The 21,306-nt window shown below is 36.9% G+C and carries 21 protein-coding genes and 1 pseudogene; 10 read left to right on the plus strand and 12 right to left on the minus strand.

From position 1 onward, the window contains the following. The first annotated feature begins 1 nt into the window (after position 1). The 9 genes and pseudogenes from JYK00_RS05905 to JYK00_RS05940 all read left to right on the plus strand — a co-directional run. On the plus strand, positions 2 to 430 hold the full coding sequence (locus JYK00_RS05905) for an Hsp20/alpha crystallin family protein (protein ID WP_207566002.1): 429 nt from the start codon (positions 2 to 4) through the stop codon (positions 428 to 430). 625 nt (positions 431 to 1,055) lie between these two features. Next, positions 1,056 to 2,690: a M14 family zinc carboxypeptidase gene (locus tag JYK00_RS05910; RefSeq protein WP_207566003.1), complete on the plus strand. Its 1,635-nt coding sequence runs from the start codon at positions 1,056 to 1,058 to the stop codon at positions 2,688 to 2,690. 17 nt (positions 2,691 to 2,707) lie between these two features. After that, positions 2,708 to 3,787: a site-2 protease family protein gene (locus JYK00_RS05915; protein ID WP_207566004.1), complete on the plus strand. Its 1,080-nt coding sequence runs from the start codon at positions 2,708 to 2,710 to the stop codon at positions 3,785 to 3,787. A gap of 45 nt (positions 3,788 to 3,832) precedes the next feature. Continuing rightward, complete coding sequence (locus JYK00_RS09820) at positions 3,833 to 3,964, plus strand: hypothetical protein (RefSeq protein WP_266097011.1); 132 nt, start codon at positions 3,833 to 3,835, stop codon at positions 3,962 to 3,964. Positions 3,965 to 4,061: 97 nt separating this feature from the next. After that, positions 4,062 to 5,159, plus strand: coding sequence for a TOMM precursor leader peptide-binding protein (locus tag JYK00_RS05920; protein ID WP_207566005.1), 1,098 nt, complete (start codon positions 4,062 to 4,064; stop codon positions 5,157 to 5,159). A 1-nt stretch (position 5,160) separates the two neighbouring features. Further along, complete coding sequence (locus JYK00_RS05925) at positions 5,161 to 7,368, plus strand: YcaO-like family protein (RefSeq protein WP_207566006.1); 2,208 nt, start codon at positions 5,161 to 5,163, stop codon at positions 7,366 to 7,368. Positions 7,369 to 7,396: 28 nt separating this feature from the next. Beyond that, positions 7,397 to 8,596 (plus strand): MFS transporter, encoded by a 1,200-nt coding sequence (locus JYK00_RS05930; protein ID WP_207566007.1) that lies wholly within the window; start codon positions 7,397 to 7,399, stop codon positions 8,594 to 8,596. Between the two features lie 256 nt (positions 8,597 to 8,852). Then, complete coding sequence (locus JYK00_RS05935) at positions 8,853 to 8,996, plus strand: hypothetical protein (RefSeq protein ID WP_228288124.1); 144 nt, start codon at positions 8,853 to 8,855, stop codon at positions 8,994 to 8,996. Positions 8,997 to 9,138: 142 nt separating this feature from the next. Then, positions 9,139 to 9,387: pseudogene (locus tag JYK00_RS05940) on the plus strand (integrase core domain-containing protein); the annotation flags it as partial. A 148-nt stretch (positions 9,388 to 9,535) separates the two neighbouring features. On the opposite strand, the gene gltA reads toward JYK00_RS05940, so the two are convergent. Genes gltA through JYK00_RS06000 form a run of 12 tightly spaced genes read right to left on the minus strand, consistent with a single transcriptional unit; the run spans position 9,536 to position 19,720 of the window. Further along, positions 9,536 to 10,906: an NADPH-dependent glutamate synthase gene (gene gltA, locus JYK00_RS05945; RefSeq protein ID WP_207566008.1), complete on the minus strand. Its 1,371-nt coding sequence runs from the start codon at positions 10,904 to 10,906 to the stop codon at positions 9,536 to 9,538. Further along, a complete protein-coding gene (locus tag JYK00_RS05950) occupies positions 10,897 to 11,730 on the minus strand; it encodes a sulfide/dihydroorotate dehydrogenase-like FAD/NAD-binding protein (protein ID WP_207566009.1) in 834 nt (277 codons plus the stop codon). The genes gltA and JYK00_RS05950 overlap by 10 nt, the downstream gene beginning before the upstream one ends. 15 nt (positions 11,731 to 11,745) lie before the next feature. Continuing rightward, entirely contained in the window at positions 11,746 to 12,594 is an 849-nt protein-coding gene (locus JYK00_RS05955; protein ID WP_207566010.1) for a carbohydrate kinase family protein, read from the minus strand. Next, positions 12,563 to 13,504, minus strand: a complete 942-nt coding sequence (locus tag JYK00_RS05960) for an ROK family protein (RefSeq protein ID WP_207566011.1) — start codon at positions 13,502 to 13,504, stop codon at positions 12,563 to 12,565. The genes JYK00_RS05955 and JYK00_RS05960 overlap by 32 nt, the downstream gene beginning before the upstream one ends. 32 nt (positions 13,505 to 13,536) lie before the next feature. Then, complete coding sequence (locus JYK00_RS05965; RefSeq protein ID WP_207566012.1) at positions 13,537 to 13,950, minus strand: hypothetical protein; 414 nt, start codon at positions 13,948 to 13,950, stop codon at positions 13,537 to 13,539. Positions 13,951 to 13,959: 9 nt separating this feature from the next. Then, the gene (locus JYK00_RS05970; protein WP_207566013.1) at positions 13,960 to 14,931 is read right to left on the minus strand and encodes a pilus assembly FimT family protein; all 972 of its coding nucleotides are present in this window, start codon (positions 14,929 to 14,931) and stop codon (positions 13,960 to 13,962) included. A 5-nt stretch (positions 14,932 to 14,936) separates the two neighbouring features. Next, entirely contained in the window at positions 14,937 to 15,428 is a 492-nt protein-coding gene (locus tag JYK00_RS05975; RefSeq protein WP_207566014.1) for a prepilin-type N-terminal cleavage/methylation domain-containing protein, read from the minus strand. After that, on the minus strand, positions 15,425 to 15,820 hold the full coding sequence (locus tag JYK00_RS05980; RefSeq protein WP_207566015.1) for a hypothetical protein: 396 nt from the start codon (positions 15,818 to 15,820) through the stop codon (positions 15,425 to 15,427). Before JYK00_RS05980 ends, JYK00_RS05975 begins: the two co-directional genes overlap by 4 nt. Position 15,821: 1 nt before the next feature. Then, positions 15,822 to 17,573, minus strand: coding sequence for an FG-GAP repeat domain-containing protein (locus tag JYK00_RS05985; protein ID WP_228288125.1), 1,752 nt, complete (start codon positions 17,571 to 17,573; stop codon positions 15,822 to 15,824). A gap of 1 nt (position 17,574) precedes the next feature. Next, positions 17,575 to 18,090, minus strand: coding sequence for a hypothetical protein (locus JYK00_RS05990; protein ID WP_207566016.1), 516 nt, complete (start codon positions 18,088 to 18,090; stop codon positions 17,575 to 17,577). A 5-nt stretch (positions 18,091 to 18,095) separates the two neighbouring features. Then, a complete protein-coding gene (locus JYK00_RS05995) occupies positions 18,096 to 18,851 on the minus strand; it encodes a radical SAM protein (RefSeq protein WP_207566017.1) in 756 nt (251 codons plus the stop codon). Next, positions 18,839 to 19,720: a radical SAM protein gene (locus JYK00_RS06000; RefSeq protein WP_207566018.1), complete on the minus strand. Its 882-nt coding sequence runs from the start codon at positions 19,718 to 19,720 to the stop codon at positions 18,839 to 18,841. The genes JYK00_RS05995 and JYK00_RS06000 overlap by 13 nt, the downstream gene beginning before the upstream one ends. Positions 19,721 to 20,064: 344 nt before the next feature. Between JYK00_RS06000 and JYK00_RS06005 the strand changes: the two genes are divergently transcribed. Further along, on the plus strand, positions 20,065 to 21,228 hold the full coding sequence (locus JYK00_RS06005) for an MFS transporter (protein WP_207566019.1): 1,164 nt from the start codon (positions 20,065 to 20,067) through the stop codon (positions 21,226 to 21,228). Positions 21,229 to 21,306 lie beyond the last annotated feature (78 nt).

Consider the following 21,306-nt stretch of genomic DNA (forward strand, 5'->3'; position numbering starts at 1 on the left):
TATGTTAGCAAGAAGAGACTTTTTTGAACCATTTGCAGAATTACAAAAAGAGATTGACAGAATATTTGAAGACTTTATGAGACCAGTAAGAAGAGATTATTCGTTCTATCCAAGAGTTGATGCATACGAAACTGATAAAGAAGTAGTGATCGAGGCCGAACTTCCTGGAATGAAAAAAGAAGATGTTAAGATAGTTGTTGAAGATGGTGTCTTAACAATTCATGGGGAAAGGAAATTTAACAGAGAAGAAAAAGGTAAAAACTACAAAATAGTTGAAAGAGCTGAAGGAAAGTTTGAACGTTCTTTTGCATTACCTGACTATGTAGACGTTGAAAAAATTAAAGCTAAATTTAGTGATGGAGTTTTAGTTATAGAACTTCCAAAGAAAGTAGAAAAGGCAAGAAAAGTTATAGATGTAAAAGTGGAGTAAAAAAACAAGTTCTCTTTTAGACTGCTTTTCTCAAAGCAAAGAAATAATAAAGTGTTATTTGACCTGGCTCCTGTAATTATAGGAGCCAGGTTTTTAATTTAATGATTTAGACGTTGATTTATTGAAATATTCTTGGGCATATACATTATATTTTTTCAATAATGAGATTTGTTCAATTAGATGATTTGTAAGTTTTTCTAAATATATAAAAACAGGAGATAAATTATAATAATGAGAATTTTTTTTTTTTTTTTTTTTTTTTTTTAACTAATAATGACTTATTTTTGTTGTTGTGAATCAGACATACGATTGATAGAATTCATTTGTCAAGTAATAAATATAAATTAACGAACTAGAAAAATAACAATGAAATAAATTTTAATATCTCTTTATTCACTATTTTAATTTATTTTTGACACTTTTTATTTGCAAAGTGATAAATATAGCGAAATTGGTTAATGTTTTCATGATTAATTGAAAGTGTTTCATTTTTGTAATGCCCGTGGTACTCAAAGGGAGAGCTGGTAAAAACTTGACATGGTTGCGTAGTAAGGTGGAAAGGTTTTTAATTTGGATGTGAAGCGCTTCAAAGAGAGTGTTCAGGTCTGGGGGGTAAAGAGAGAAAATGTATCTGAATGAATATTACAAATGGCATGATATGGTGGGTGTAATAGAAAATTTGGTAGCTATATCAGATAGAGTGTATCGTTCTGAAGTTATTGGGTACAGCCGTTCTGGGCGACCACTGCTTCTCCTTACAATCACGGAACCGTCAACACCAGATACTGCTAAATCTGGAATTTGGGTTGATGGTGATATGCACCCTGGTGGAGTTTTGGGTTCCACCGCTTGTCTCAATCTAGCTGCAAGATTAGTGCAAGGTTGGAGCAAAGATAGGCGTATTCAAGAACTCTTGATACATAAAGTCTTTTATATTCTGCCTCGATGGTGTGTAGATGCAGTAGATACATATCTAACCACACCGTATTACCCTCGAGGCAATAACAGTGTAGCCTATGAAGTAGCAGGTTTGATTTTTCTGGAAGACATAGATGGAGACGGAATTATCAGGGAAATGAGAGTACCAAATCCAGCAGGTGCATGGCGTATTTCCACTCTTGATTCCCGTTTAATGGTACCTAGGCAACCTGGTGATTCGGGGCCCTTTTATGATTTGTTTCCTGAGGGGCGCTATCATACCCACGCCAAGACTGAATTTGATTCATTCGTTGATTTAAATCGTAATTTTCCCTACCAATTTGTTACTAGTTATAGCAGTGGTCCTAATCCTCTATCGGAACCTGAAACTGCGGCAGTTGCGCAATTCATTCGTTCCCATCCTAACATTGGTCTTGCTCTTAGTTTACATACATGGGCAGGGGTTATTTTAACACCCTTTGCTAATCCCGAAGATTCTCTTACATCAGGTGACCAAATATTATATGACTATATAGCTCAAGTCGCCAAAGACACCCTTGGCTATCCTTGTATACCTGGATGGAAGTTCTCTCCAGCAGCATTGGGAAGTCGTGCTGGTACTTTTGTGGACTGGCTTTACCAAGAGTGCGGAGTTCTTGCAATGGCGGTCGAGTTATGGGAACCTCTTAGAAAAGCAGGCGTAGTAAGCAATTATGTTGATCCTATGATTCCGCGTTCCGAACAAGAGAACAAGAAATTTCTCGATTGGTTGACTGATAATATACCAAATGCTGTACGTTCATGGCGGCCATTCCATCATCCAGATTTGGGCATGGTGGAAATTGGTGGAATAAACCGCAAGTTCGCGTTGGAAAACCCACCCCCCAACTCCCGCTTGCTACAGGACGAGGTTGAACATTTTATTAGTTTTGTTCTCAAACTAGCTGAAGGATTGCCTCTTGTACGACTTGTAGACTGTAAGATGAATTGGCTTGATCATCATCAAATAGAGCTTCAGCTTACAGTAAAAAACACCGGTTATTGGCCCACTTCAGTTACAAAACGTGCGGAGTCAATTTTGCCTCCTGTAACAGTGACCATTCGCTATGCTGATAATATACAAACAAAATGGGAAGTAGGGAACTTGGATGGTTACGGAGTAGAACATCTTCTGGATTGGATAAGTGGAAACGGCTCTTCCTTTCGCGCGATCGGACGGTGCCGAGCCAGCTGTCGATACCGAATACGATTACCCTCTAATTATGGGGGTCCTTTAAAGATAGTTTCGTCCAGCCCAAGAGCCGGGCTGCATCGATATACGTTACATATTAAAAAATGTTGAGAAGAGAAGTGAACGCTATGACTGAACAAACCATACAGCTTCCTATTGTCCGTTCAGATCTAATCATAACAAATAAGAATGAGCGTGGTACCAGACTTTGGATTGTGTACGATCAAAAGTCCGGTAGAACTTTTCAACTAGGACCAGAAGAATGGTTTGTTTTTTCCAAGTTGAACGGCCAAATAGGCTTTGCGGAATTGCAGCAAATATTCAAAGCAGAGATGGGAAAAGATCTTTCTATTGCAACTATAAGTAAGTTTATTCGACAACTGGAAAGAGCAGGACTACTTGTAGGATCACGAGTAACTACACCCAAGCAATCTCTTTTCGCACTACGATTGCTACGTTTTCAGCCAGGGCGCTTATTCGAGAAAACTCTCAAGTTTATAAAACCACTATTAGTACCAAGTATGGTATTTTGCGTTTTCTTAATACTTATAGGAACTATAGCTGGTTTTATTAACGGACCAGATTTATTTCACTATTGGTGGAACCGTCGTTGGACACTATTGCCTTTTTGGTATCTGATACCTTTATATATGCTGGTATTGACAGGAGTAATAGGATTACACGAAGTGGCACATGGTTTGGTATACACATATTTTGGGGGACGGGTTCGTGAGGTTGGCTTCATGCTTCTTTATTTTTTACCAGCCGTTTATTGTGATGTTAGTGGCGTATGGTTACTCTCGCATCGCTATCAAAGAATATGTGTGACAATTGCGGGACCAATAGCCAATGCTGTCACAGCGGCCATAGCTATAGTGAGCTGGCCCTTCCTCTCACATAGCTTTCTCAAAGATAGTGCAGCAATGATATTTGTTACCTCCATTGTCTTGATAGTTGTGAACTTATTTCCTTGGTTACGTACAGATGGCTATTATTTGTTAAGCGACATCATAGGTATCCCCAACTTAGAGCAGAAAAGCTTACGTGCTCTGAGAATTGCAATTTTTAGGATCCTTGGAAAACAAATCCCAAATGCGAATATCAAAACTTCACTGTTCCTGATCATCAACGGAGTAATGATCATTCTTACGCGTTTAGCTGTATCCTTTCTGGTTATTACACTGCTTTTTTTCTGGTTACTGCGATAGGTTTAGCGTAGTTCTGACTAAATTGATGGAAAGGAGGTGAACAGCATGGATGAGAAAATCAAGAATAACGTGCCTCAAGAATCACAGTCTGAGGAGCTAGAGTTTATACTTGAAGTAGAAGAGCTGGAAACTCGTGACATGCCTTCCGTTGTCCTTCTCTGCACGTATGAGTATTAGAAGTGTGGGATATTAGGACCTAGTGGAGACCCACTGGGTCCTAGTTCTGTTAATTGATATCTCTATTTTGCACAGGTAGAAAGGAGGATTATTTTCGATGATAGTTCTTAATAAATCTTGTCGACCAACGCTGCGTCCCGGGATTCAATGTTTTCCAAGACCTGATGGGAAGGTTATATTCTTCGAATTTGGTCGTGCTCCAATCTCACTAGCTGATCCAGAAGGTAAGCGGATGGCATTGATACAATTGCTCGATGGCAAACACACAGTAGACGAGATCATCACTGAATACTCGCGTTTGTACCCAAACTTTACGTCAGAAAGCATCCAGAAGGCTATCATTGCTCTCTTTGAGAAAAAGCTGGTAATTGACACTGGTGCACCACTTCCTGACGCTTTGGATGCGCAAGATCTTGAGCGATATGCACGACAAATTGACTTTCTGGCTCGCTATGAAACACCAGACAGAAATCGTTATTCATACCAAGTAGCTTTGAAACAAGCCAGGGTTACTTTAATTGGACTTGGTGGTGTAGGTAGCTTTATTGCTTACAATCTAGTTGCCGTGGGAGTAGGTTTCTTACGTTGCATAGATGGAGACCGTGTCGAACGTAGTAACTTGAACCGGCAGATCCTTTACACTGAAGATGATATAGGGCAATTAAAAACAGAGGCAGCGTGCATACGATTGCAGAAATTCAACCCCTTAGTTCAACTCGAAATGGTTCCTAAAATGGTATACTCTCCAAACGAAATTGAAAGCTATATGCGCGATGTCGACTTACTCATATGTTCAGGAGATATCCCTCCCCTAGAACTGCGGCGAGCTGTGAATTTAGCATCAGCACGTTGTGGTGTTCCTTATCTCATGGTTGGAGCATTGCGTGTCGGACCATTAGTGATACCAGGTCAGACCGCGTGCTGGGCTTGTTTCGAAGAGATGATGCGCAAGACACATCAGTATTATGAAGAACTATCACAAGTGTTCGCTAGAACACGGACAGCACCTTCATTTGTAAGTATTCCAGCGTTAGCAGGATCATTCACAGCTTTAGAAGCTCTCAAGTTCTTAGGAGGTTTTGCCCCAGTAGCTACTCTCGGCAAGATCGTAACGATAAATATGAATGATCTTACATGCCGGATTGATAAACTCGATCGTATGCCATCATGCTCGGTATGCTCGAGGATGAAGTGATATGAGTAACCTGTTACCTGCTCTCGACTCCTTTGCTATCTTGCATAGCCCCGAAGGTTGTCTGCTCTGGGGTATAGACCGAATTTTATCACTTAAGGTGCCTGCAACTAGGGTAGACCAAGTAGTAAGTGTTCTTAAGCTTTTCGACGGAACTCACTCCATTCAACAAATCGCATCGTTGGTTGGTATACCCGAGCGTGCTGTTTTAGATATATACAATAAACTGAATGAACTTGGTGTGATATATAAAGGTAATGATGTACAACAATACCAGCAACCACTGCAACTAGAAATTCCGCAGCATATTTGTTTGTCCTCCATTGTAGTGGTCGGTACAGGACTGTGTGCTACAACATTTATTAGCAAGTTGCCTATAACCCAATTGGTGGGCCCAGAGAGTTCATTAGATCAGATTAACTCACTTCGAAAACACACAAGTGTTATTGTCGCATTAGCTGACGGTCCTTGTCTTGCTCCTTTCAAGTTAGCAGAAAAATTAGCACGGCAATGGAAAATACCTTGGATTGCTGGGTTCTTGTATGGAGGAACCGCCCTTGCTGCAACTTTTCTACCGGGGAGCGGTTGTCTTAATTGTGTACTAAGTCGCTGCCAATCGATGGTAAAAGAGGAGAAGTATTGGAATATTTTGTTTTATGCACTCGAGAAAGCTGGCTGGACTGGTGTTCCAGTAATTACTTATCAGCATGATCAACGAGCTCATTTCGTGCTCGTGGATTTAGTATTACGGCTTCTAAACCGATTACAACAAAATGGCAAGGCAGAGTGTGTAATAAACACGAAAGTTGGAATTGAAGGAGAGTCGTCCAACAAACTACCCCAACCTCTTACTATTTATCGACAGGATACTTGGTCAAACAAAGAACATAAGTACCTTATCTTGCCTATGTTTTCTTGTCAACACTGCCATTTGCCACTTTCAAAAAGAAAATCATTTGTATGGCAGCAAGCGCTCAAGTTAGGACTGATCTGTGAGTTAAAATCAGTTGATAGATCAAGTAAGGATCCTCCGCTACCATTCTTTGTCGCCTTAGGACCAGCAGCGCATGCTTTTTCTCCAGCGAAAGATGCAATAGTCATTGGCGGCGCATTGAGCATAACCAAAGAGGATGCAAAAATGAGAGCCGTCGCTGAAGCATTAGAAAGATACTGCGGACTTTGCTTCAAACCAGATTACTTGCAATCTGAACGTTACACAAAATTGGGAATTCTAGCACTTAACCCTCGTCTAATTGCACTGTTCACAGATGAGCAATACCAAATGCCAGATTTCCCATTTCGCCATCCAAATGACGTTGGATCAATAACTTGGGTGCAGGGAAAGTTTCTACTTACAGGGGAACCAGTATTAGTACCGGCCCAGTTTGTTTACATAGGATATGCGCGAGCAGTTGGTGAACCAGAACTTGACAATTTACTTTCTACTGGCCTAGCAGCCGGGCGTTCTTTCGAAGAAGCGACTTTGAACGCACTCTTGGAAGTTATTGAGCGAGATGCTTTTATGATCGCTTGGTTAAATAAAATGCAATGTCCTCCTTTAAGTTGCGATATTTTACCAGAAGAACTAACTCAGATATTAACAAAGATAAACGATTTGGAATTGGAACTGCGGTTATGGTTACTACCTACAGATGTCCAAGTAGAAGTTGTTTGCGCTTGTATTCGTGATCTTAGAGGGAGACTTCCAGCCGCAGCCTTTGGTGTTGCTGCTTCATCTACTAGGAGTCAAGCGGCAAAAAAGGCAACGCTAGAAGCCCTCATGGTGCGCCGTTCGTTGCAAATCTTACTAAGGCATAGATCCCCAGAAACCTACCGTAACTTTGAGCGCATAGAACACGCTGTTGATTCTGCTTTGCTTTACACATTACCAGAAATGGAGTCTGGATACGAATTTTTGCTTGAATCACATACTCCTCCTCCACCACCGAAAGATAGAGATGATTTAACATTGAATAAGCTGGTTAACGAATTAAGCGCATTGGGCTTGCAACCCATAGTAGTCGATATAACGACTAAGGATGTCCGCTATGTTGGGTTACATGTGGTGCGAGTACTGGTCCCTGGTATGCAACCTTTAGACGTTTGTTATCGAGCACGACATCTGGGAGGCAAGAGGTTTAAACAAATGGCAAAGACCGTAGGTTGGCCGTGCGCATCAAGTTGGAATGTCTACCCGCAACCTCTTGGTTAAGCATCGATAAGAAGGAGGTATATTAATTGTGGATAAAAAATGGTATCTTAACAAGAATTTGCTGCGCCTTTGGACAGGAGTGATGGTCTCTTATTTGGGAGATGCACTATTCCTTGTTGCTTTTATGTGGATTGCTGTAACAAGGGGATCAATAGGTGCTCCAGCAATTATAATTGCCCTGCAAACATTGCCTATGGTACTTTTTGGTCCCTTCGTTGGGGTGATGATAGATCGCCTCCCGAAACGTCGCCTCATGATTGGTAGTGATCTGATACGGGCAATTATTCTGTTCCTTGTCCTAATTGCAGAACAGAGTGGTCTCCTTGCGATTTGGCACCTGTACATATTAGCCTTCGTACTTGGTGTATTTGAACTAATCTATCGTCCGCTCATTCGTATTTTAATTCCAACACTTGTTTCTACGGACGTTTTGGCATCAGCTAATTCTTTGCTCTTGGGTACTCAACAACTCACGTCCATTTTTGGTGCTATTGCAGGTGGTGTGATCGTGGGAGCAATAGGACCTCAAGTAGCACTAGCATTAGATGCTGCTACTTTCCTCTTTGCAGCTGGAATGATATTCTTAGTTGAGTTTGCTCCAAGTTTAAGGCAATCACAGTCAGGAAAGGGCAAAGGAGTGTCAGGTATCTTGACAGATGTGTTAGGTGGGATACGCTACGTAACGAGTCGGCGTGATATTCTGACTTTACTGTTAACCATTACAGGTCTTAATCTGGCGGTATCTCCAGTAAACGCGTTGCTCCCGGCTTATGCAACCAAGGTGCTTGAAAGTGGCTCCTTTCTACTTGGAATGCTTTATGGTGCCGAAGGTTTGGGTATGTTATTGGGTAACATCCTTATCAGTATGCTAGCTTCCCGCATTTCTCTTTCCATGTCTATCGGAATCGGTTTGGGGGTAATGGCAACTGGCGTCATGGGGTTAGCTCTCTCACAGATACCTTTTTTGTCGCTTGGTTTTTATTTCCTTGCAGGCTTAGGTGTTCCCCTAGTTTTTACTACCACGTTTACTCACCTGCAGAAGACAGTATCACTGGAATATCAGGGACGTGTATTCGCACTGCAGCAAAGCACAGCTACGCTTGCTGTGCCAGTAGCGTCATTTCTAACTGCTGCAATGGTAAATATTTTTTCAATACGAGATTTATTCATAATTGCCAGTATTGCTTTGCTTATAGTAGCTGTCTTGGCTGTGCCTAAGATGGTATAATAAAAGATGTGTCTGTAAATGGAAGAATGGAGAAGGAACAGTTATTACACACGCACGCTCAACTCAACCGGTATATCGAATCTCAATGTTCTACCTATTCTTCTTGAGCGTTTGAAATGGAATACATCTGAATAAACACAATTTGTCATAACAATGGTTTTAAATGGATATTCTATTACACAAATTATAGATGTGCTTGGTACATTGGAGTTGCCTTACATAAAGAAAAAACTATTTTGAGGCGAGGGCAGATCGTTTGGTTTGTGATATATTTATTAACAGTGTTCTTACAATTTTATGGGAACTGGCTAACTATGAGCTTAATCCACGGGTTCCTATTGACTCAATTTACACAAGTGAAGTTTTAAGGATGGTAGAAGAATATGAGAAGCTTCATTAATAAACAAATTTTAAAACTTCTTAAGGAGCATACTTTATATTTGGTTTTTGCTTTTTTTTGCTTATTGTTACTACTGGCTTGACAATACCGCTTCCTTTGCTTGGTTCTGTCAAGAAAATGCTGTAAAAATAGCCTGTATCCCGTACTTGGAATAAAACAGATATTTACAAGCTACAACAATCCAAAAGGAAATGCCAATACGGAAAGATATTTCAGGACATACAAAGAAGAAGTAGCATGGGTATTAGATAATCCAGGTTACAAAGAGTTGTATGAGAAAACCAGGGCGTTTGAAAAGTTCTATAACGAAGAATATCCCCATAGTGCTTTAGGATACAAAAGTCCAAAGGAGGAATTCAAAGAAAGTATGAGTCTATACAAAATTGCTTAATTTTTTGTCCGGTTTTTCGGGGAGCATTACATAATTTTGCTCAAAGGTTCATTTGCACATTAATATAAATATACATTTTCAATACGTAAATTGGAAATTTGAATTCAATTGAGTTTAGTTAAAAGTGTGTTAGTTCTTTGTTTAATAATTAGTATAGAAATTTTTCCATAGCATTTGCAGCTTTTTTTCCTGCACCCATTGCAAGAATTACAGTAGCAGAACCTGTTACTATATCTCCCCCTGCAAATACTTTTGGAAGACTTGTTTTACCATAATCATCTGCTTTTATGTAGCCCCATTTGTTTAATTCCAGACCTTCAAATTGTGAAAGAAGCAGTTTATTTGCCTGAGTTCCAATAGCCTCGATTGCCATATCTGCCTTTATCACGAAATTACTTCCTTCTATTGGGATAGGTCTTCTTCTACCACTACTATCTGGTTCTCCAAGTTTCATTTTTATGCATTCGATTGCTACTAATCTTCCATTGTTGCCAATATATCTTACAGGTTGAGTTAATGTCTGAAATTTTATTCCTTCTTCTTTAGCATGTTCAATTTCGGCTTTTCTTGCAGGCATTTCAACCTTACTTCTTCTATAAACAACAGTGACGTTTGCACCCAGTCTTAAAGCACTTCTTGCAGCATCCATTGCTGTGTTGCCACCACCTATTACTACTACGTTTTTGGCGAATTTTACCGGAGTATCTGCTTCTGGAAACTTATAGGCTTTCATAAGGTTGATTCGCGTTAAAAATTCGTTTGCAGAGTATACTCCATTTAGTTCTGTGCCATCTATTCCCATAAATTTTGGAGTTCCAGCACCAACTCCTATGAAAATAGCATCGTAAGTTTCAAGAAGTTCCATTGGATGAACAGCGAATCCGACTGGAATATCAAGTTTTATATTTACTCCAAGCTTTTCAAGAAAGGCAACTTCTTTGTTTACAATAGCTTTGGGTAAACGAAATTCTGGAATTCCATAAACTAACACTCCACCAGGAGTATGAAATACTTCGTATAAATCAACGACATAACCTCTTTTTGCCATTTCTGCAGCGTTTGTTAGACCTGCGGGGCCTGATCCAATGACGGCAATTTTTTTGTTTATTTTTCTTTCGATTGTAATTTTATCTTCTAAATTATTTTGCATAGCCCAATCTGCTACGAAACGCTCTAAATTGCCTATTGAAATAGGTTTTCCTGCTTTGTTTAAAACGCATACACCTTCACACTGAACTTCCTGGGGACAAACTCGTCCACATACGGCAGGTAAAGAATTATAGCTTTTTAAAATTCTGTATGATTTTTCAAAATTTCTTTTTGAAATTTCTTTTATAAACCCAGGAATATCGATTCCTACTGGACATCCAGAAACGCATGTTGGAACTTTACATTGAAGGCATCTTTTGGCCTCTAAAATTGCCAGTTCTTCTGTATAACCTAACGAAACCTCTTCAAAATCTTTTGCCCTTTCTTCTGGTTTTCTTTCAACTGGAGGAATTCTATCTTTTACAGCCATGTTGGTTCACCAACCTTTTCAAGGTATCTTTCCAGGGCTAACTTTTCTTCTTCCCTGTATTGAGATAATCTTATCATAAAACTGTCCCAGTTAACTAATCTACCGTCAAATTCGGGGCCATCAACGCATGTGTATTTCATCTCATTATTGATTAACACTCTGCATCCGCCACACATACCTGTTCCATCTACCATTATTGCATTTAAAGATACCCATATTTTGAGGTTATTCTTTTTTGCAACCTCAGAACAGGCTTTCATCATTAAAGCAGGTCCAATTGCCCAGGCTATATCATATTGTTTTTCTTTTAGTAATTTATCCATTTTTTCATGTGCAAAGCCTTTATCGCCAAAACTTCCGTCGTCTGTAACATAATAAACATTTTTTGCATTTTCAAATTCATCTGTTAGAAAGAAAAATTCTCGACTTCTCGATGCTAATATAACATCTACGTCGTTACCGCTGGAAATCAACGCCTGTACAATGGGTATTATTGTTGCGATACCGACTCCCCCACCCACGACTAACACTTTTCCATAAAATTTTATTTCGCTGGGCATACCTAACGGGCCAGAAATATCTGCTATTTTATCTCCAGGTTGAAGTTTGCAAAGTTCATATGTGCTTTTCCCAACTGCTTTTACTATAACTCTGAACTTGTTGTTATTCACTCCTGCGATGGTTATTGGTATCCTTTCTCCTGAATCATGTGTTCTAAATATTACAAATTGTCCAGGTTTTGCTTTTTTCGCAATTAGCTCGTTCTTTATCCAGAACAAATGGACACCGTATGCTAATTTCTTTTTCTCAAGTATTTCATTCATGCTATCCCCCCTGTTCTAATAAGTGGATGATTTACTTTTGAGTACTTTTGAAGCCAATTTTACGCAAAATTTCAAAGTTTCATTTATATCCCACCCTTTTATAACTCCATATATGTATCCAGCAGATACAGCATCTCCTGCTCCTGTTGTGTTTACAATATTTGTTTTTATTGCAGGTTGGTTGACACAAGTTCCATTTTTTTCTTTGAAAAGTATCCCTTTTTCTCCCATCTTTAGAAGTACTCTGGGGGTGTATTTCAGGAATGAATTGATATTTCTATCTATATTATTGTGTTTAAAAATGCTGTTTATTTCTTCTTCATTTAATGAAACGCAGTCAACTTTCCAGAGGTAATTTTTAAGCTTTTCAAATTGAGATGGTTCTGAGAGTTCAACGAACACTTTTGGAGCGGTTTGAATAACCGAAATTATTGTTTTTACAGGTATGCCAGTTTGAACGTAAGTATATTTATTTAATGGCGGTATATCATCTGGAGTCAGGCATGCATTTGCTCCAAGATTGTGAAACATGGTATTTTTTCCATCTTTTTCTATTATAATGCTTGTCAGGGCTGTTGGTGCATCTTTTAATTTTGGAATATATTTTAAATTTTCTTTTGAAAGTAATTGCGATACTTTTTTTCCAAATGTATCGTTACCCAGAGCTGAAACTAATGCTACATTAATACCTAATTTTGATAAAAGTATAGCAACGTTTGTTGCTTTACCACCGGGTGATACTGTAAACTCTTTAGCCACATGATTGGCTTCTTGAGTTATTTTTTCTACATAATAATATATGTCTAAGTTAGTTTTTCCAACACAAAAAACGTCAATCTCTTTTTCCGATTCTCTGTAATACAATTGAAGCTGCCCCCAATATACCAGCGTTTTCTACAAGAGGACTTTGCAAAATTTTGTATGAGTTTTTGAATGATGGCATGACCAGTTCTTCCACTCTTTCTCTCAGTGGTTTAAATAAAATATCACCAGCTCTTGATATACCGCCTCCTATTATAATTACAGATGGGTTAAACGTGTGAATGAAACCGGTAATCCCTATGGCTAAAGCTTCTACTACTTCATTTATTATTTTGTTTGCAAGTCTATCACCGTTTTTTGCTGCGTCAAAGACAGATTTTGCGGTAATTTCATTTGCTTTGAATATCTCTGAATCGGGAAATTTTTTTCTTTTTTCTTTTGCCATTCGTATTATGCCAGTAGCAGAAGCGTATGCTTCCAAACATCCGTGATTACCACAACCACATAGTGGACCTTGAGGATTAATTATTACGTGTCCAAGTTCTCCGCCTATTCCATTTGAACCAGTTATTAAAATGTTGTGTGAAATTACACCGCCACCTACTCCCGTTCCAAGTGTAAGGGCTACTATATGTTCGTAACCCTGGCCAGCGCCAAACCATTTTTCTCCTAAAACGAATGAATTCGCATCGTTTTCTATAAACACACTTTTATTCAGAATCCTGGAAAGCTCCGGGCCAAGAGGATAGTTATTCCAATCTGGAAAGTTTGGAGAAAACCTTACTATTCCACGCTTTTTGTCAATTGATCCTGGTGAACCTATACCAACAGCGATATAATTTTCTCCTGCTGTAATTTTTTGTATAGCTTCTGCTATTCGTTTTAGAACGCTGTCTTTACCAGAAGTAACCTGAGTTTCTATTTCAGTTTTCCGTTTAATCTTTCCATTTAATGAGTCCACCAGGCCTACCTTTACAAAAGTTCCCCCGAGGTCTACTCCTACAATGTTCACTAATTCATTCCCTCCTTTGTGTAGGTTATCTTTTAATATCCATAATTAACTATTGCACCAATTTTTGTTGGACTTGCTTCTATTTTAACGGTTATTATACCTTCCTGTTTATTATATTCTAAAGAAATAGAATCTATTCTGTAAACGCGATTAACTGTCTCATTTAATGTTATGGTGGCATTGAAAGTGGCTGTTATAGTAGTCGTTGTTCCTGAATCATCGGAATGTATTTCATCCCATAGTCCAGCGTTATCTGTTAATATTTTTTTCCATATATTGGATACAGAATATATTTCAATTCTCTGTAAGTATGAGTCTATATTGTTATTTATACTTTGAGATATGTTTATACTTTCCCTTAAGATTGTACCAAGAAGAGTAGCAAATATTATAGAAATACTTAAAAGTGCCAATGCTAATGCAAGACTTATGATACCATTTTTCACGTTATCACCTCAAAAATTTGGGAGCACAAACACTTTTTCTTTAAGTATTTGAAATGATTTTCCAGCCTGTTTCCATGGAGATTCCCATATTATTTTAAATTTTAATGCTCTAACTTTTTGTGGGCTAAAACCAGGTGGTGGATTAGTTTTTGCTTCACCGATTTCTATTTCTTTAAGTCCAGAATCCTGGTATAAAAGATATATCTGAAAATTTTCAACGTTATCTAACAGATCAGTAGTTATGGAACTGTTTAAAGTCGGTATATATCGCTCAAATATCACTTTACTGCTTCCAGGAATATATGTAATTCTTGTTTGTCTAAATAGTTCAAAGTAGTATTCCTGATTCAGGATTTTCAGAATATAAGGACCGGGGTTTTTTATTAAAATTGCATATTTATCGTTTCCAGAAAATTCCCCAATTGTAAGACTGCTTGCCTCTCCTACATGTGTTACTGTACTAATCGGAACACCGTTTTCGTCTAAAATTGCTGTTATTCCTTTCCATTTTGTGCTAAAACCCGGCGCATTGCTATCGTACTTTGTCATAGTAATAGCATATCCATAAAAATCAGTTGTTTTCGGTCCATCTATTATAGTATCATAAAGAGGATAGTATTTATTGGCAGAACGTTGTAAAATGATATCCTGAGCTATTAAGTAGCTTACGTATAACGTTTTTGACGCGGGATCATAATCGATGCTTGACGCTATCCAACCAGTGTGATCAGTTATTTCCTGCGCATTTGTTAAGTTTTCGAGCAACACACCTCCGCTTCCAACCCATCTGAGTTCTTTTTCCAGAGTATCAAATAGAAAATTTATATTATTCTCAGAATACAATCTTCGTAGATTTGTTTTCGAAATTTCATAGCTTTTAAGTGTGTTGTTTATAGAACTTGTTAATATTAAACCAAAAATGGATATTATCATAAGAACAATCAAAAATTCTACAAAAGTATAACCTTCATTTGTTGACATACATATCACTCCGTAACAGGAAGACTGTTTATTATTTTTATTATTTTTTGACTTCTACTATCTTTTACTTTAAACTCACAGTTTTGGTAACTTAAATCAAACTTGTAATTTCCAATGTATTTTGTGAAAATACCATCTATTGCGTACATGTCATTTATTTCTGTTACAGAAATTCCATTAAAAATTATTTCTATGTTATCTGGTACTTTTATTTCCGTTATTATAGAGCTATCTGGTATACCATCAAGGTTAGTGTCTTTGAATACACGAATCTTATGATTTTTATATTCAATTTTTATTGGCTGAGTATCTACGCTTTCTTTTCTTGCTAAAGAAAGAAGAAAGTATATATTTTCCTGTAAATTTATAAGCTTTGCTTCTGATGATAGACGGACAAATATTTCGTTGGCATTTAGAAAGAAAATTCCCGATATAATTGAAATTATCACCAATACTATAAGTATTTCAATAAGAGTAAAACCTTTTAATTTGCTCACTGTTCAGGAATCACCTCTGTTTCTATTTTGTATTTTCCATCTTCTGAGCGTATGGTTATTAAGATTCTTGTGATAGTGGATTTGGGAATAGCGCTATTTGGTAATCCATTTGTGTAAAGATCGTAATTTGTATCCACTATTTTCTGGTAACTTAGTATGTAATTTTGATCATTATAAAAGACAACTTCAGTAGAGCTTGCGGGTAAATCAGAAACATTGTACGTCATTATTTCCTCTGCTTTGTTTAGAAGTAGATCGGTGAAATTAAGTAATATGGAATCTTCTTTTGATTTTTTTAATAAAAAGTAAGAAGGCAGGAAAGCTATTCCAAAGGAAAAACTTATAATCAAAATGGCAATTAATGCTTCAACTAATAACGAACCACTTTTCAAATTAATCTCCCCCTGAGTACCAGTAAATACTGCGTTCTGAGACCTGTGCAGAAGCCGTTTCCACCTCTATTTTGTACCATTCAATATGTGGAGAGTTGTTTTGGTCCTGTGGGATTAATTCTATAATAAGTTGTGGATCAGGTCTTGGCTTTGATAGTTGAATTGTTTCTGACTTCTCAACACCCACTTCTTGAATTTCAAATAGTATTGGATAATCTTCTGGGTCTAAACTTTGAGGATCTTTAATCCCAGTTTCAGAGTATCTTACTCTTATTGTGCCTCCTTCTTTGTTTGCGACTTTAAAAGTGATTTTAAAAGATTTTATAAAATTATCTTTTAATTCGGATAGAGGTATCCCAACTAACTCTGGTAATGGCGCTGAGACCATAACACCGTTTTCTAAAACGTAGGTGTTGTACGTTTCGGTTTTTATCATATAAAAACTTCCACTATGATTTCCATCTGCAGCTATAAGATCAGGCATACCGTTTCCATCTAAATCTGCAAGGGTACCTGCATCAAAATCGTATGGAGGATTATTCTCCCACTCGTAACTCCCATGGACAAGCTCGATACTTTCGAATTTTGGAATATCATCCTGTGTAATTTCCGTGCCTTTAAAAACGTACACAGTTCCACCAAAGTCTTTATCCTGTCTCCAGGCATCGGTGGCTACAAAAACATCTTTTAGTCCATCTTGATCAATATCAGCGATTTTAATAATTGTTGGTGCAAAAGAAGGTAAGCTACCAGGATCATCTCCAGTTACAATATCGCTGTTCAGAGTTCCATCAATCTTTACAATTGCAACCTTTTCAGATGGATCAAATGTTAAAGTTCCGTTGACCAATTTACCAAAGTATATAAATACTCCCCGTTTATTAGTATGGCCAGCCACAATATCGACTATTCCATCATTATTTAAGTCTGCAACATCAAGCACCGCACCTCCTGAATAGGAAAATCCCTCAGGATCATTTTTATAACTTATATCAATATCTTCAAATAGCAGTTTTACAGTGGTATAAAAAAATCGATTTTTTCCTTGAGTTGGGTTATTTAACCATACCCATACTCTTCCAGCACGGTCAGAATAGATTATGTCGTCGTAATTATCGCCATTATAATCGTAAACTGCCATGGCCGTTACTGTCCAGTATGTGATAAAGTCAAAATCAACCCATATAAAGCTTGTTTTTACTTTATTTTTGTTCACGTTTATTACATCGTCAACATAAACTCCTGTTTTTAAAGAATTGTACAAAAACATATCGAGTTTTCCATCGTTGTCAAAGTCGTCAACGATAAAAGTTCCATCACCTACTGCAAAAAAATTTACACTTGTTAAATCAAATGTCTTTTTATCTTTGAATGTAATTTTTCCATCTTTATCGACACCTTTATTTTCTTTTATAATTAGCTTTCCATCGTAAGTAACAGAAATTATATCTGCCAAACCGTCGTTATTGTAATCTACTCCATAAGTTTGTGAAACATCTTTAAAAGCTCCAGAACTTGATTCGGCATTTATTGTTTCTACATCAAACTTTTGAAGAAGATATACCTTGTTATTTACAACGCGTGTGACAATATTTTTGGTGTAGACAAACCCCCAGGATTTTTCTGGATGTTGCTGATCAATGGGAAGAGTAGGATATGTGGCTGAAAAAGTATAAATAGTTTTTCCAGAAGTTAGTGTGATTACAAGGAAAAGCATCATTAAAATTGTTAAAAAAATATTTTTTTTATTCATATTATGAGCCCCCTATCACAGCTTGCCATTTTTCTATTTCTTTTTGAATCTCGTCACTTGTAGGAGTTCTTCCATTCTTTTTCTTGAAATAATTGATAAATAAATTTACAATCAGTCTTTCATCAAGTGCAATTTCTTTAAAACTTCCGTTATCATTATGCTGATTATAATTATTCAAATAATTGTTCAATAATTCTTCGTATCTTCTGGCTGCCAGATCAGTTTCAAATTTTTCAGGGGTTGGGCGAATTTTGTAAACAACACCTTTTTTATAAGAGGTTGATAAATTTTGTGTGGTAGTTTCCTGAGTATTAGTAGAAACCTCTGAAATCTCAGATTGTACATTTTCTGACTGTGATATTTGAGAATCTTTTCCTTGAAGCTGTACATTTTTTTGAAGATTTTCCTGGATTTCTTTTGAAAAAGTAGGTTCATTTTTTGAGCTTATATAGAAAATGATAATACCAACGAGTATGATTCCAAGTCCTATTGCCAGTGTCAAAAAAATTTTTTTCATAATATTCACCTCTTTTTGTAAAGTGCACAACATCCTTTGAAATCGGGTTTTTTTTCTGAAGAGTTCACAAAAATGCTGAGATCTTCTTTTATAAGTTCTAAAAGTTTTTCTCTGTATGTTCCGTGAGGATGCATACACCCAAGTATAACTGTTTTGAATTTCTTTTTAGCTTCTTTGAATACCTGGGCTACAATTTCAATCTCTGGAGGGTTGCAATTTTCATATAAAGTGCGTTTGGTTGGTATGAATATATTTAAAACAATTGTATCAAAATATTTTGATAACAGCTCTATACTATTAAATTCATGGGTTATATTTCCGCATAAAACACCGATTGTTATATGTGGAACCTTTTTTGTTTTTAGTGAGGAAACAACTTTAATTATATGTTCTGGTGTTCTTTTGATTCCGTAGATTTCGTTTAGTATTTCAGGATCAGAGAAAAAGTCAAAGCTCACAACATCAGCTATTTCTTCAATTTCATATGGCGGAGTTTCCGGGAAACCTATATGAAAATTATACAATAAATCATGTTTAAGTTTTAAACGTGTTAAAAATTCTATATAATTTTTAAACGGAATTATTCCTTCTTTTCCCATTCCACCACTAATTAAAAATGATTTATACCTTTTTACATACTTTTCCATCTCCGAAATATGAATCATTCTTTTTATATAAACTCCTCCACAGTGCTTACAGTTTAGAGCACAATATTTTGTAACACTTATTGGCAGGGTTTTAGAAGGATTTATAGTGAGCATTCCCAGTTCACCGCCTTTGTTGTTACTCGCTCTATTTTTTCCGTCTGTATCCATCCGTTTAGTCCCAGGAACTCCATTATTTCTATTGCTTCTTCATATTCACCCTTTGAGAGTTTTCTTCCAATAAACTCATCGTTTTTTGCATGAAATACGGGCATGTATTGTGACATAAGAGCAACCGGGACATTGCTATCAAGTCTGGCTATAAATCTAAGTGCTTTTTCATGGCCTGAAATTTTATTTGGCAATACGAGTATTCTAACTATTAAACCACGCCTTTGTTTCTCGTTATAAGCTCCGACCTGGAAATACATTTCTGTTATTGCACGTTGAGCAATTTCCCAGTAATTTTTTACTTTTGAATACTTTTCACCGTATATAGAATTTGTGTATCTAATATCTGCCAAATATATATCAACAATGCCATCAAGTTTGGAAATTATTTCAGTATTTTCATAGCTTGAGGTATTATAAACCACTGGCAACCTGAAACCTTTTCCTTTAGCTATTTTTATGGCTTCAATAATCCAGGGGAGATGTGGTGTGGGTGTAACAAGATCAAGTGTGTGGGCTCCAGCTTCCTGAAGTTTTAGAAACGCGCAAGCGAGTCTTTCAACATTGATCTCCTTTCCAACACCTTTCTGTGAAAATCCCATATTTTGACAGTAAATGCATTTCATTGGACAGCCGGAGAAAAAAACTGCTCCTGCACCGTTTTTTCCAGAAATTGGTGGTTCTTCTCCTTTGTGTATTACGATGTTAGAAACTTTTGGATTGTATCCTACTCCGCAAACACCAGCGCTTTTTTTTCTATTAACACCGCATTTTATTGGACAGAGCCTGCAATTCTCAAGATGTTCAAAAAGCAAACGCTGTTCACCTCCTGATTTTCACATTAAAATTATAACATTTTATAAAAAGTTGGCGAGAGTTGGCGAGATTAGCGAGAGTTAGCAGGATTGGCAAGGTTAGCGAGATTAGCGAGAATTGGCAAGGTTGGTGAAAAGAATAAGATCCCTCGTCATTACATTCCTCGGGATGACATTCTTTTTTTGTCATTCTGAGCACGGAGTGCGAAGAATCTTGAATTTAGCAAGTATTGGCAAAAGTTAAGAAAGAACGGGAATCTAAAAAAGGTATTGCACTTTTTTTTGAAGTGTGATAGATTTTAGAAAGACGACCTTTTGTTTGATTACTATAAGGAGGGAACTTCTTGTTAAAAGGTAAATTTCATTCGTATCATATTTATTCCTGTATATTCTCTATAATAGCGTATCTTTTTTCTTCTTTTATAAATTCTTCTGCTGCACAAATGAAGTTGAATTATGTTACGATAGGCGCGATAAATTTTGTGGGAGCCATGACGTATGTACTGGCGAGTGTAACATTTGGTCATGTTGGCGACAGATTTGGTCATAAGAAGTTTCTTACAATATCTATTTTTGTATTTTCTGTGTTTGTGATGTATATGGAAGGTTTTTCTGGAGTGATATATTTATTTGTATTAGCTTCAGGAGTAAATTTGTTTTTTGGCAGCTTTTATCCTCAGGTGGAAGGATTAATTGCTAAAGGGGAAAAATCATTTGGGATTGATCATTCTGTTACAGTTACGAGGTTTAACCTGTCCTGGAGTCTTGGAAATATTTTTGGAATGGCGTTTGGGCCATATATAACAGTGAAATGGCCGTATGTTATATTTCTTTTTAGTGTTGTATTCAGTTTGTTTTCCGGTTTTATGGTATGGAAAGATTTCAGAAAGCATGGAGACAAACTATATTTTGTTCCTTCAAAAACTTTGAAACTTGAAAGGTTTCCCATGGATTTTACAAAAATAAAATTATACAGAAAAGTTTATAGAGTAACTTTATTTGTTTCAGGATTGGTTTATACTGCTATATTGTCCCTTTTTCCGAAAGTAATATCTATTTCAGGGTTACCATTAAAAATAGCAGGTTTTGTAATTGTGGCCGCTAATATATCGGTCTTTTTAACTTTTCTTGTTTTTGGAAAGTTAAATATATGGGTTGGTAACCCAAAAATCTCCGCGTTGTTTTTAATGGTACTTCCCCTTACATCTATTTTAATGTTATTATCGCAAAACGCCTTTACACTGGTTTTGATTTCATTTTTTGGTGGAATGTGTTACGCTATACCGTATACTTTTGCTATTTTTTATGGTTTAAATTCTCAGGAAAATGATCAGGGGAAACAGGGAGGATTTCATGAAGCAACAATTGGAATGTTATTCGGCTTTGGGCCATTAATAGGTGGGTACTTTTTGGATTTATTTGGAGGTTTATATGGGCTGGGAATTTTAGGATTAATTCTTTCAATTGTAGTTTTTACCATTCAATTAATATTTTTGAAAAAGGTGTAAGTATTTAAATAGATATTAACAAAGCGAGGCGGATGGCCTCGCTTTTCTTTTTAATAGCTTGTTTCCTGGTAGTTGAAA

The organism is Thermosipho ferrireducens (assembly GCF_017358165.1).
Classification (GTDB): Bacteria; Thermotogota; Thermotogae; order Thermotogales; family Fervidobacteriaceae; genus Thermosipho_B; species Thermosipho_B ferrireducens.

Bases quoted from the DNA above. Each gene is read 5' to 3' on its own strand.
- JYK00_RS05905 (WP_207566002.1), top strand. From the start codon at position 2: ATGTTAGCAAGAAGAGACTTTTTTGAACCATTTGCAGAATTACAAAAA.
- JYK00_RS05985 (WP_228288125.1), bottom strand. From the start codon at position 17,573: ATGAATAAAAAAAATATTTTTTTAACAATTTTAATGATGCTTTTCCTT.
- JYK00_RS05910 (WP_207566003.1), top strand. From the start codon at position 1,056: ATGTATCTGAATGAATATTACAAATGGCATGATATGGTGGGTGTAATA.
- JYK00_RS05920 (WP_207566005.1), top strand. From the start codon at position 4,062: ATGATAGTTCTTAATAAATCTTGTCGACCAACGCTGCGTCCCGGGATT.
- JYK00_RS05950 (WP_207566009.1), bottom strand. From the start codon at position 11,730: ATGAATGAAATACTTGAGAAAAAGAAATTAGCATACGGTGTCCATTTG.
- JYK00_RS05990 (WP_207566016.1), bottom strand. From the start codon at position 18,090: ATGAAAAAAATTTTTTTGACACTGGCAATAGGACTTGGAATCATACTC.
- JYK00_RS05970 (WP_207566013.1), bottom strand. From the start codon at position 14,931: ATGTCAACAAATGAAGGTTATACTTTTGTAGAATTTTTGATTGTTCTT.
- JYK00_RS05925 (WP_207566006.1), top strand. From the start codon at position 5,161: ATGAGTAACCTGTTACCTGCTCTCGACTCCTTTGCTATCTTGCATAGC.
- JYK00_RS09820 (WP_266097011.1), top strand. From the start codon at position 3,833: ATGGATGAGAAAATCAAGAATAACGTGCCTCAAGAATCACAGTCTGAG.
- JYK00_RS05995 (WP_207566017.1), bottom strand. From the start codon at position 18,851: ATGCTCACTATAAATCCTTCTAAAACCCTGCCAATAAGTGTTACAAAA.
- JYK00_RS05915 (WP_207566004.1), top strand. From the start codon at position 2,708: ATGACTGAACAAACCATACAGCTTCCTATTGTCCGTTCAGATCTAATC.
- gltA (WP_207566008.1), bottom strand. From the start codon at position 10,906: ATGGCTGTAAAAGATAGAATTCCTCCAGTTGAAAGAAAACCAGAAGAA.